Annotated in this window: 9 protein-coding genes; 4 read left to right on the forward strand and 5 right to left on the reverse strand. The window is 63.8% G+C overall.

Translation table 11 applies throughout. From position 1 onward, the window contains the following. Positions 1 to 3 precede the first annotated feature (3 nt). The 3 genes from K7G81_RS03370 to K7G81_RS03380 all read right to left on the reverse strand — a co-directional run bounded on the left by K7G81_RS03370 (position 4) and on the right by K7G81_RS03380 (position 2588). Complete coding sequence (locus tag K7G81_RS03370) at positions 4 to 501, reverse strand: hypothetical protein (RefSeq protein ID WP_223029300.1); 498 nt, start codon at positions 499 to 501, stop codon at positions 4 to 6. A 59-nt stretch (positions 502 to 560) separates the two neighbouring features. Next, the gene (locus tag K7G81_RS03375) at positions 561 to 2003 is read right to left on the reverse strand and encodes an AMP nucleosidase (protein WP_223029301.1); all 1443 of its coding nucleotides are present in this window, start codon (positions 2001 to 2003) and stop codon (positions 561 to 563) included. Between the two features lie 105 nt (positions 2004 to 2108). Further along, entirely contained in the window at positions 2109 to 2588 is a 480-nt protein-coding gene (locus K7G81_RS03380; protein ID WP_223029302.1) for a peroxiredoxin, read from the reverse strand. A 95-nt stretch (positions 2589 to 2683) separates the two neighbouring features. Here K7G81_RS03380 and K7G81_RS03385 point away from each other — a divergent pair, with 95 nt between their 5' ends. Continuing rightward, entirely contained in the window at positions 2684 to 3244 is a 561-nt protein-coding gene (locus tag K7G81_RS03385; protein ID WP_223029303.1) for a YqgE/AlgH family protein, read from the forward strand. Between the two features lie 4 nt (positions 3245 to 3248). Here the strand turns inward: K7G81_RS03385 and K7G81_RS03390 are convergent, their stop codons facing one another. Both K7G81_RS03390 and K7G81_RS03395 read right to left on the reverse strand, forming a co-directional pair. Then, complete coding sequence (locus tag K7G81_RS03390) at positions 3249 to 4109, reverse strand: sigma-70 family RNA polymerase sigma factor (RefSeq protein ID WP_223029304.1); 861 nt, start codon at positions 4107 to 4109, stop codon at positions 3249 to 3251. Next, the gene (locus K7G81_RS03395) at positions 4106 to 4555 is read right to left on the reverse strand and encodes a carboxymuconolactone decarboxylase family protein (protein WP_223029305.1); all 450 of its coding nucleotides are present in this window, start codon (positions 4553 to 4555) and stop codon (positions 4106 to 4108) included. Before K7G81_RS03395 ends, K7G81_RS03390 begins: the two co-directional genes overlap by 4 nt. A 166-nt stretch (positions 4556 to 4721) precedes the next feature. Between K7G81_RS03395 and ahcY the strand changes: the two genes are divergently transcribed. The 3 genes from ahcY (at position 4722) to K7G81_RS03410 (ending at position 11393) form a co-directional block, all read left to right on the forward strand. Then, the gene (ahcY, locus tag K7G81_RS03400) at positions 4722 to 6176 is read left to right on the forward strand and encodes an adenosylhomocysteinase (protein ID WP_255586521.1); all 1455 of its coding nucleotides are present in this window, start codon (positions 4722 to 4724) and stop codon (positions 6174 to 6176) included. Between the two features lie 260 nt (positions 6177 to 6436). Continuing rightward, a complete protein-coding gene (locus K7G81_RS03405; RefSeq protein WP_223029307.1) occupies positions 6437 to 8050 on the forward strand; it encodes a tetratricopeptide repeat-containing sulfotransferase family protein in 1614 nt (537 codons plus the stop codon). After that, complete coding sequence (locus K7G81_RS03410) at positions 8019 to 11393, forward strand: TonB-dependent receptor domain-containing protein (RefSeq protein WP_223029308.1); 3375 nt, start codon at positions 8019 to 8021, stop codon at positions 11391 to 11393. Before K7G81_RS03405 ends, K7G81_RS03410 begins: the two co-directional genes overlap by 32 nt. Positions 11394 to 11430: the final 37 nt, after the last annotated feature.

The following is an 11430-nucleotide window of genomic DNA, read 5'->3' on the forward strand; positions in this document are numbered from 1 at the left end:
GCCTCAGGCGTCGTCGTCGGGCTTGGGTGGCTTGGCGCGATCATCGCGCCGCCGCCGCGCACTGCCTCTGAGCGACAGCAACGCCGCGCCCGCCGCCAGCACACCCGCGCCGGCAAAGGCAGGGAACCAGCGCCCGCGCCGGCGCGTCGCCGGATCGGTCGCGCGCGTGTCGAAGGCCTTGGGCTCGGTGGGCACCGCGGCATGAAGATCGGGCGCTTCGGTGCGCTTGGGGGCCGCCGGGCGCTTGGGCGCGGTCGGCTTCGGTCGTGCCGATCGGCGCGGCGCCGGCGTCTTGGCGGCAGGCTTCTTGGCGCCCGATTTCGCCGCCGGCTTCCGGCTCGGCGGCTTCGGCGCGGCGGGCTTGGCGCCGCGAGCGCTGGCGCGGCCGGGCTTCGGTGCGACTTCGGGCGGCGTCGCCTGCGCCGGGTTGCCGGCGTCGGGCGTGCCCTCACCCTCGGGTGGCGAAGGTGGGGCGGGCGGTGTGGATGACTCGTCGGCCATATGATCTCCCCGAGCTTGTAATCGCGACAACGCCTAACACAGCCGCGCGTTGCACGCGATCAGCGGAACGGCGGCTCATCGAATGCGCGCAGCTTGCGGCTGTGCAGCTTCGGCCCCTCGCGGCGCAATTCCTCGCAGGTTTCGATGCCGATCCGCATATGCTCGTTGATCGCGCGCTCGTAGAAGCGATTGGCCTGGCCGGGCAGCTTGAGCTCGCCGTGCAGCGGCTTGTCCGACACGCACAGCAAGGTGCCGTAGGGCACGCGGAAGCGATAGCCCTGCGCCGCGATCGTCGCCGATTCCATGTCGACGCCCACCGCGCGGCTCAATGAGAAACGCAGCGCCGAGCGCGAGAAGCGCAGTTCCCAGTTGCGATCGTCGGTGGTGACGATCGTGCCGGTGCGCAGCCGCCGCTTGAGCTTGTCGCCCGACTGGCCCGACACGGTCTCCGCCGCGCGCGCCAGCGCCTGCTGGATCTCGGCGATCGCCGGCACCGGGATTTCCGGCGGCAGCACTTCGTCGAGCACATGGTCGTCGCGCAGATAGGCGTGAGCGAGAACATAGTCGCCGATCCGCTGGCTGGGGCGCAGGCCGCCGCAATGGCCGATCATCAGCCACGCCTCGGGCCGCAGCACCGCGAGGTGATCGCAGATCGTCTTGGCGTTGGACGGCCCGACGCCGATGTTGACCAGCGTGATGCCGGTGCGGTCCGGCCCGATCAGGTGATAGGCCGGCATCTGGTGGCGCCGCCACGCGCTGTCGCTGACCACTCGTTCTGGATCGTCGCCTGCTTCGATCATCAGCCCGCCGGCACCGGACAGCGCGGTATAACGGCTGCCGTCCTCGGCAAGCTGCGCGCACGCCCAGCGGACGAATTCGTCGACATAGCGGTGATAATTGGTGAACAGCACGTAGCGCTGAACGTGCTCGGGCGGCGTGCCGGTGTAATGCCTGAGCCGCGCGAGCGAGAAATCGGTGCGCAGCGCATCGAACAGCGCGAGCGGGCGATCCTCGTCGCCATGCTGCCACAGGCCATCGGCGATCTCGTCGCCGATCATCGCCAGCTCGGTCGCCGGGAAGTGCCGCGCGAGTTCGGTCGCCGATACCTCGTCGAGGCTCAGCGCGTGGCCAGGGTCGAGCACATAGGGGAACGGGATTTCCTGCCGCCCCGTCACCGCTTCCACCTCGACATCGTAATCTTCCATCAGCAGCGTCAGCTGCTCGATCAGATAATCGGCGAACATCGCCGGCTTGGTGACGCTGATCCGGTAATGGCCGGGCGTGATCAGCCGGCCGTACGACCGCATCGGCGTCGGCCGGTCCTCGTCGCTGCCGCGAAAGGTGAGGCGGATTTCGGGATAGGCGAACGAGCCGTCGCGGCGCGCCTGCGGATCGGGCGCGGTGCCCTCGACCAGATAGGCGTTGAGCGCCGCCTTCAGCCGCGTCACCGAGGCGGTGTAGAGCTGGTCGAGTTCAGAGACGATGTCGGAAGCTGTTGTCATCGTCTGCGGCTAAATCGTGCGGCGGCCGGAAGCAAGAGGGTGTCATCCCGCCATTCGCCCTGAGCTTGCCGAATGATCCGACAAGCTCAGTACGAACGATCAGGATTACAATTGCTCGAGCAGATGCTCGGCGGAGCTCACGTTGAATTCGCCCGGCGCCTCGACGTTGAGCTGCTCGACGACGCCGTCGTTGACCAGCATCGAGAAACGCTGACCGCGCGTGCCCATGCCGAATTTGGAGCCGTCCATCTCCAGCCCCACTGCCTTGGCGAACGCGCCGTTGCCATCGGCCAGCATCGTCACCGCATCGGCATGATTGGCCTGCCGCCACGCGCCCATCACGAAAGCATCGTTGACCGCGGTGCAGGCGATCTCGTCGACACCCTTGGCCTTCAGCTCGGCGGCCTTGTCGACGAAGCCGGGCAGGTGTTTGGCCGAGCAGGTCGGGGTGAAGGCGCCGGGCACGGAGAACAGCGCAACCTTGCGGCCCTTGAAGAAGGCGTCTGAATCCACCTGCTCGGGGCCGCTGTCGGTGGCCTTCACGAAGGTCGTCTGGGGCAAGCGGTCGCCGACGGTGATAGTCATCAATTCCTCCTCTTTGGTACCGGTCGTTAGCTTGTGCGGCGGCGCGCCATTTTCAAGCGTGGCGGGGGCGGCTGCCGTGGGCTATAGCCAACCACATGGAATCCGTTGAATACCTCACGGGACAATTTCTCCTCGCCATGCCGGGGATCGGCGATCCGCGCTTCGAACGCTCGGTGATCGCGATCTGCGCGCATGATGAAAAGGGCGCTTTAGGCATCGGCATCGGCGCGACGGTGGCCGGGCTCGGCTTCCATGACCTGCTCGAGCAGTTCGAGATCGAGCCGGGTGAAACCCCCGATGCTCCGGTTCACTTCGGCGGCCCGGTCGAGCCGCGGCGCGGCTTCGTGCTGCACACGCTCGATTGGGGCGGGCAGGATACGATCGACGTCGCCGGGCGCTGGGCGCTTTCCGGCACGATCGATGTGTTGCGGGCAATCGCCGCGGGCACCGGGCCGAGCCGCTGGCTGGTCGCGATCGGCTATGCCGGCTGGGGCGAGGGCCAGCTCGATGAGGAAATGACGCGCCACGGCTGGTTCTCGACGCCGGCCGATACCGGCCTGATCTACGACGTGACCGCGGCCGGGCGCTGGGAAGGCGGTTTCGCCGCCGCCGGTATCGACCCGCGACTGCTGGCAAACAGCACCGGCACGGCGTGATGCGTCAATGCAGCGCGGCCGCGATGTGGCCGAGCTTATCCGGGTTGCGCACCACGTAGATCGCGACGATGCGGCCATTCTCGATCGCCAGCGCGGTGGTCTGCGGCAGGCCGTCATGCTCGATAGTGACCATGCCGGGCAGACCGTTGACCCAGGTGAATTCGACGCCGAGCGCGGGATGCCCCGCGAGCAGCCGCGCGATCGCCTTGTGCGCGCGGAGCACTTCGCTGCGGCCGATCATCGGCCGGCCTGCCGCCGGCCGCTTCCCGCCGCCGTCCGAATAGAGCACGACGTCCTCGGCCAGCAGGTCGCCGAGCTGCGCCATGTCGCCCGAACGCGAAGCTGCGAAAAACGCTTCGGCCAGCGCCATGCCGCGCTTGGGCTCGACCGGATAGCGCGGGCGTTCGTTGCGCACATGCTCACGCGCGCGCGCAGCGAGCTGGCGGCAAGCCGCGGGCTCGCGGCCGATCGCCGCGGCAACCTCGTCGAAGCCCTGGCCGAACACGTCGTGGAGCAGGAAGGCCGCGCGTTCGAGCGGCGACAGGCGTTCGAGCGCGAGCATCAGCGGCAAGGTGACGTCGTCGCTCTCCTCGGGCTCGACCACCGGATCGGGCAGCCATGGCCCCCAATAGGTCTCGCGCCGCACGCGCGCCGACTTGAGCTGATCGAGGCACAGGCGGGTGACGACGCGGCGCAGGAAGCCGGCCGGATTCTCGATCTCCGCTTGGTCTACCGCCGACCAGCGCAGCCAAGCCTCCTGCACCACGTCCTCGGCATCGGCGACCGAGCCGAGCATGCGATAGGCGACGCGGCGCAGCATCGGCCGCTCGCGGTCGAACGCCGCGCCGACGTCGCCGTCGCTCATGCCGCGAGCGACGGATCGAACAGGTTGAAGCCGACCGCGAGCCGGTTCCAGCCGTTGATCACGTTGATCATCATGGTCAGTTGCACCTGTTCCTCCGGGGTGAATTGCTCGGCCAGCGCGGCATAGACCGCCTCGGGCGCGCGCTTTCCAGCGATTTCGGTCAGATGATCGGTCCAGGCAAGCGCCGCGCGCTCGCGATCGGAATAGCACGGCGCTTCTTCCCAGGCATTGAGCAGATAGAGCCGCTGCTCGGTCTCGCCGGCCTTGCGCGCTTGCGCCGAGTGCATGTTCAGGCAGTTGGCGCAGCCGTTGATCTGTGACGAGCGCATCTTGACGAGTTCGAGCAGCGCCGGCTCGATCGTTCCCTTCTCGGCGGCGGCGGACATGGCGAGGAACGCCTGAACGTGGCGCGGGGCGGCTTCATAGGGATTGAGGCGAGGGGTCATGGCAGGTCTCCTTCAAGGGGTGTCGCTGCCTTGACGAGGGCCGCCGCCGGATTGTGACATCGCGCTTCGATTTTTTTGGCCTACGCCTTTCGGGAAACATATAAAGACATCTTTATATTTGATTTGGGCGCTGCGGCCCTCTATGTGGCAGGCATCCACGGCGCGCATGCGGCGCGCCCATTCGAGATCAACCGACCTCAGGAGACTTTTTGTGGCCACCGCCCCCGCGATCGAGCGCGAAGATTACGTCGTCAAGGACATCAGCCTGGCCGATTACGGCCGTGCCGAGATCAACATCGCCGAAACCGAAATGCCCGGCCTGATGGCGTTGCGCGAGGAATATGGCGCGTCGAAGCCGCTGAAAGGCGCGCGCATCACCGGCTCGCTGCACATGACGATCCAGACCGCGGTGCTGATCGAGACGCTGACTGCGCTCGGCGCCGACGTCCGCTGGGCGACCTGCAACATCTTCTCCACCCAGGACCATGCCGCCGCCGCCATCGCCGCGACCGGCGTGCCGGTGTTCGCCATCAAGGGCGAGAGCCTGGCCGATTACTGGGATTATGTCGGCCGCATCTTCGATTGGGGCGACGAAACCTGCAACATGATCCTCGACGATGGCGGTGACGCCACCATGTTCGCGCTGTGGGGCGCGCGTCTCGAGGCCGGCGAGGAAATGCCCGAGCCCGAGAATGACGAGGAAGTCGAGATGCAGCGCGCGCTGAAGGCCTTCATCAAGGCCAAGCCGGGCTATCTCACTGAGACGGTGAAGAACATCAAGGGAGTCTCCGAAGAGACCACCACCGGCGTTCACCGCCTCTATCACCTCGCCAAGGCGGGCAAGCTGCCGTTCCCGGCGATCAACGTCAACGACAGCGTCACCAAGTCGAAGTTCGACAATCTATACGGCTGCAAGGAATCCTTGGTCGACGCGATCCGCCGCGCGACCGACGTGATGCTCGCCGGCAAGGTGGCGACCGTTGCCGGCTTCGGCGATGTCGGCAAGGGCTCGGCGCAGTCGCTGCGTAACGGCGGCGCGCGCGTGCTGGTCACCGAGATCGACCCGATCTGCGCGCTGCAGGCGGCGATGGAAGGCTTCGAGGTCGTGACGATGGACGAGGCGGTCAGCCGCTCGGACATCTTCGTGACGGCGACCGGCAATGCCGACGTCATCACCGCCGATCACATGAAGGCGATGAAGCCGATGGCAATCGTCTGCAACATCGGGCACTTCGATTCCGAGATCCAGATTTCGGGCTTGAGCAACTACAAGTGGACCGAGATCAAGCCGCAGGTCGATCTTGTCGAATTCCCCGACGGCAAGCAGATCATCATCCTCGCCAAGGGCCGCCTGGTGAATCTGGGCTGCGCGACCGGCCACCCCAGCTTCGTGATGTCGTCGAGCTTCACCAACCAGACGCTGGCGCAGATCGAGCTGTTCACCAAGACCGACGAGTACAAGAACGACGTCTACGTGCTGCCCAAGCATCTCGACGAGAAGGTCGCCGCGCTGCACCTCGAAAAGCTCGGCGTGAAGCTGTCCAAGCTCAGCCAGAAGCAGGCCGATTATATCGGCGTGCCGGTCGAGGGGCCGTTCAAGCCGGATCATTACCGGTATTGATCGCAAGGGATTCGTCCCTTGTTGAGCCGGGGCGTCGTGCAAGGCGCGATGCCCCGGCCGACGATGCGCCATTGACGATCGGCGGAAGGCGCACCTAGGCGTTGGCGATGGCCAACTCACCGATCGATCTGTCTGTTTCGCCACTGGCTGCTCTGCGCGATGAATGTCGTAGCGCGCGATCCGCCGTCGCGGCCGACCCCAAAGACGGAACCGCCGCCGAAGCATTATATACTTGCGTGCGCCGCGCCGCGGACAACGCAATGCGCCAGCCGGCCAAGCCGCAACGCCCGATTGCGCCGGAGGTGGCCGAGGCGGCGCGTCTGCTGCAAAATGGCGCGAGTGAGCAGGCGGAAATTCTGCTGCGCCGCTATCTCGCGGTCGTTCGCAACGAACCGGATGCCATGCTGCTCATGGCGAACATCGCCGCGCAGTGCGGCTTTCCGGAAAATGCCGAGCGCATTCTGCGTCGTTCGGTAGAATTGCACCCCGACCGCAACGCGAACTGGATTGCGCTCGCCCGCCTCCAGCATGATCGCGCCAAGCAGGACGATCAAGTCGAATTGGTCGACGATGCCCTGGCGTGCCTCGATCGCGCTCTTGCCAACGATCCACTCGACGAAGAGGCGCTGGGCTTCAGGCCCGCGCTGCTGACACAGATCTGGCGTCTCGACGAGGCGCATGAATCGTTCCGGATACTCGTTGAGAAGTACCCTGAGAGCCAGCCCGCTTGGATCAATTATGCGCACCTGCTTAAGACGCGCGGCGATTTCGGCGAGGCGGTGGCCGCCTATCGCACTGCGCTGGCGCTCGATCCGGATAATGGGACGGCGTGGTGGTTATTTGCCGATCTCAAGCTGGCGCGCTTCTTTCCGTTCGATGTCGAACTGATGACGGCGGCATTGCCGCGCCAGCGTGACGTCATGGCCGAAGCGAGCCTGCATTTCGCGCTCGGTGCCGCAATCCATCAGATGCAGGATTACGAGGCGGCGGCCGGCCATTTGCGGCAAGGTAATGCCCTGCGTTTGAAAGAGCGCCCGCATGATGTCTCCGCGATGAGGGCGGGAGTCGACCGGGCGATCGAAACCTATAGCCCCGGCTTCTTCGCTGAACGCGCCGTTGCAGGGCATGACAGCAACGAGCCGATCTTCGTTCTTGGATTGCCGCGCTCGGGCTCGACTCTGCTCGAACAGATATTGGCGAGCCATTCGGCGATTGAGGGAACAGCCGAGTTATTCGCCATCCAGCAAATCGAGGTCGAGTTGTTCCGTCGTCATACTGCGGACACGGTCGAGGCGTTCATCGACACCCTCGGCGCCGAGGAATTGGCCGCGCTCGGCCAGCGCTACCTTGATCTCACGCGATTCCACCGGCGCAGCGCGCGGCATCACTTCATCGACAAAAACCCCGGCAACTGGAGGCAGATCGGCTTCATCCATTCGATCCTGCCGAACGCCCGGATCATCGACATTCGCCGCAATCCGCTGGATTGCTGCTTCGCCAATTACGCGCAGCATTTCATGGTCGGGGTGAATTACAGTTACGGCCTGGCCGAGGTCGCATCGCAATATCGCGAATATCTTCGATTCATGCGCCATATCGATCGCGTCTTGCCCGGGCGCGTCCACCGGGTGATCTACGAAGATCTGGTGGAAGACATCGAGAGCGAGACGCGCCGGCTGTTCGCTTATCTGGAATTGCCCTTCGAGGAATCCTGCCTGCGGTTCTTCGAAAGCGATCGACCGGTACGAACCCCGAGTTCAGAGCAGGTGCGCCAGCCGATCAACCGCGCGGGGATCGACAAATGGCGCCGTTACGAACCATGGCTCGATCTGGTCGCCGCTGTTGGCGACTTGGCCGACGACTGGCGAAGCTGACATTGGTTACGACTGTGACTTTTCGGTCACGTCGAGTGCGGAAAATGGGGAAGCCTGCTTAAACGTTGTTCTATTACTCCCGGCAGTTGGGCACAAACGTGTGATTCATGTTCAGGGGGTATTAACAATGAAAAGACTTGGCATTGCCATTCTCTCGTCGGTGTCGTTCGCGGCCATGATGGCGGCGCCGGCGTACGCGCAGACCGCGACGTCGCTCGATGCGAACACCGATACGTCGGACCTCCAGACGAATACGGATGCCTCTGTCACCAATGCGCAGGGGCAGTCTGAAAAGGCGGGCGACATCATCGTCACCGGCTCGCGTATCCGGCGCGACAATTTTGCGACGCCGCAGAACGTGGATATCTTCACGCGTGATGACGAAATCCTCGCCGGTTCGCGCTCCACGACGGACGTGCTGCAATCGGCCACCGTCACGTCGGGCACCTCGCAGATCAGCGGCAGCTTCCTCGGCTATCTCTCGGATGGCGGCCAGGCGGCGAATGTCGTCGGCCTTCGCGGCCTCGGCGCGTCGCGCACGCTGATCCTGCTCAATGGTCGCCGCTTGGCGCCTGCTGGCGTCGGTCCGCAGCTCGTCTCGGCGGACCTCAACGTGCTGCCGACGTCGATCGTGCAGCGGATCGAGGTTCTTCGCGAGGGTGCATCGTCGATCTATGGGTCGGATGCGATCGCGGGCGTCATCAACATCATCACCGATACCAAGGTGGACAAGACGACGATCGACGCCTTCTCGTCCGTGCCTGAGTCGGGCACCGGCGCCAGCTACCGTGCATCGCTGACCACCGGCAAGGTGTTCGATCGCGGCCACATCACGGCTGCTTTCGAATATCGCCAGGATAACGGCATGCGGCTCGGCGACCGCAGCATCTACCGCTGCCCGCGTGAGCTTGCTTATATCAACGGTCAGGAAGTCGGCCAGGGTTCACCGGACGATCCCAGCCAGCTGCGCTGCTTCCCGTTCGAACGTGCCGGTCTCGGTACGGCCAATGGCTACGGCATCGCCTACACCGGCTATACCGATGGCACCGATCTTCTTGGCTTCGGCTTCGCTGGCCGCCAGGGCCTGCGGAATGGCAGCATCGACAACCCGCCGCTCAACGTCGATAATTACGACCTGCGTCCTCTCACGAACCCGATTTCGTTGAGGGATACGGTGTTCTCGCCGGTCAAAACGTACACCGCTTATGCTAATGGTTCCTATGAACTCGGCATCGGTGATCTCGAGCTGTATGGGGAATCGCTGTTTAATCGGCGCGAGTCGCATCAGCAGGGCTCGACGCAGATTAACTTCCAGAGCATCACAAATTCCGGTGAGGCGCAGCTCTACGGTGGCAATTTCACTGATTACTATACCGGCGCGGCGGTTCCTTGCGCCGACGTGCTGGGCAGTGCGTGCAGCCCCTTCTTCCCGACGGCATGGGCGAACAGCGGCGTCAATTATTATGGCCCGTTCATCGTTCCCAACCGCGAATTCAATCAATCGCAGCGGGTCGATTTCCTGCGCGCAAACCTCGGCTTGCGCGGCAGCATCGGCCTTGGTGACTGGCGTTTCGATGCCAATGCGATGATCTCTCGGACCCGGTCGCGTGATTCGATCCAGAATGCGGTCACCGATCGCGTCGATAACGTGCTGGTCGCGGTTGATGCGCCCTCGGGAACGCCGGACCAATATATCACCACGGCGCTGCCTGGCGAGTTCGGCGCGGGCAACAAATACACTTGCGCCGCCAACGTGACCAACGGAGCATATAACGGCGGCACCTGCGTGCCGATCGATATGTTCAATCCCGACGTTCTCGCGCGGGGTAATCTGCCGCAGTCGTTCTACGATTACGTCTACACCAACAGCGTGGGCCACACGAAGTACAACCAGGAGACGTTCAGCATCGGGTTCGACGGCTCGATGTTCAAGCTGCCCGGTGGCATGGCCAAGGCAGCCTTCGGCTTCGAGCACCGCCATGACAAGATCGACGACGAACCGTCGCCCGAACGCCTGGCGGGCACACTCTACGGCTATGGTCTGGCGCAAGCGACGCGCGGTAGCGACATGGTCAACGAGGCTTATGCCGAAGTGCAGCTGCCGTTTATCGCCGACAAGCCGTTCTTCAACCTGCTCGAACTCGATGCTTCGGGCCGGTATACCCATTACCAGTCATACGGATCGGGTTGGACTTACTCGCTGCGTGGCGAGTGGGCGCCGGTCAGCGGCATCCGGTTGCGCGGCAATTATGGCACCAACTTCCGCGCGCCGAACCTGTACGAGCAGTTCGTCGCCGATCAGATCGGTTTCTATCCGGGGAGCGACGACCCTTGCGACGAGTTCGGAACGAAAACGTCGCCCTCGACCAACACCTATAAGAATTGTCTAGCTGAGCTGACGCCGATTCTTGATAATCCGGCAACGCCCCAAAATGAGGCGCTCAACTATTTCACCTCTGGCTCGATCCAGGTGACGACGAGCGGCGGACGCGGCGTCCTTAAGGCCGAGAAGGCGACCACGTGGGGCTTCGGCACCGTTTTGACGATGCCGAAAAGGATCGCCGATCTGTCACTGGCAATCGACTATTGGGACATCCGGGTCCGTGGTGAAGTCGGCAACCTGGGCAACTTGATCCTGAACTTCTGCTATCAAGCCGATGATTTCCCATCGAATCCGTATTGCGCCTTCATCAATGGACGTAATCCTGCGTCCGATACGCATCCCGGCGAGATCACCAGCTTCCGGAATCCGTATCTCAACATCGCACAGCAGCGTGCGTCGGGCATCGATTTCGATGCGCGTTACGCGACTGGCCTGCTCGGTGGGCAATTCTCGACCCAGCTTCAGGCGACCCGCAACACGCGGCAGGCCACCGAATATTTCCCGGGCGATGGCTTGACCGATTATAACGGTAACCTCGGTTATCCGGGCGCCGGAGCTGGTCCGAAGTGGGTCGGTACGCTCGATACGCGGTTCACGACCGGAAGCGGGATCACGTTCCGTTGGGGCATCAAATATGTTGGCGAGGCCCATGATACGCTCACCGATCCGGTCTTCCTCACGATGGGCGGCGTCTCCTGCGCCGAGGGAAGTCCGGGCTGCTACCAGGCGACCTACGATCTCAAGGCCGAGGCATATTGGGAGCATGGGTTCTCGGTGCAGTTCCGTTGGAAGGACATCGGTGAATTCACCTTCGGCGTGAACAACGCGTTCGATGCCAAGCCGCCGAAGCTCAGCGCTGCCCAGGAAGACAATGCGCCGCGTCTGGGGAATTACTTCGCAAATGGTCCGTATGATTACTACGGCCGCTCGTTCTTCATGAACGTGACGCGCAGCTTCTGATAGGCCGGAGCCTTGGCTCCGATCTGATGCGATGAAC

This window comes from Hephaestia mangrovi (genome assembly GCF_019880555.1).
Classification (GTDB): domain Bacteria; phylum Pseudomonadota; class Alphaproteobacteria; order Sphingomonadales; family Sphingomonadaceae; genus Sphingomonas; species Sphingomonas mangrovi.

What these genes read in the sequence shown, in the direction of transcription:
- K7G81_RS03370 (WP_223029300.1), bottom strand. Translation starts at nt 501, where the DNA reads ATGGCCGACGAGTCATCCACACCGCCCGCCCCACCTTCGCCACCCGAG.
- K7G81_RS03375 (WP_223029301.1), bottom strand. Translation starts at nt 2,003, where the DNA reads ATGACAACAGCTTCCGACATCGTCTCTGAACTCGACCAGCTCTACACC.
- K7G81_RS03380 (WP_223029302.1), bottom strand. Translation starts at nt 2,588, where the DNA reads ATGACTATCACCGTCGGCGACCGCTTGCCCCAGACGACCTTCGTGAAG.
- K7G81_RS03385 (WP_223029303.1), top strand. Translation starts at nt 2,684, where the DNA reads ATGGAATCCGTTGAATACCTCACGGGACAATTTCTCCTCGCCATGCCG.
- K7G81_RS03390 (WP_223029304.1), bottom strand. Translation starts at nt 4,109, where the DNA reads ATGAGCGACGGCGACGTCGGCGCGGCGTTCGACCGCGAGCGGCCGATG.
- K7G81_RS03395 (WP_223029305.1), bottom strand. Translation starts at nt 4,555, where the DNA reads ATGACCCCTCGCCTCAATCCCTATGAAGCCGCCCCGCGCCACGTTCAG.
- ahcY (WP_255586521.1), top strand. Translation starts at nt 4,722, where the DNA reads ATGCGGCGCGCCCATTCGAGATCAACCGACCTCAGGAGACTTTTTGTG.
- K7G81_RS03405 (WP_223029307.1), top strand. Translation starts at nt 6,437, where the DNA reads ATGCGCCAGCCGGCCAAGCCGCAACGCCCGATTGCGCCGGAGGTGGCC.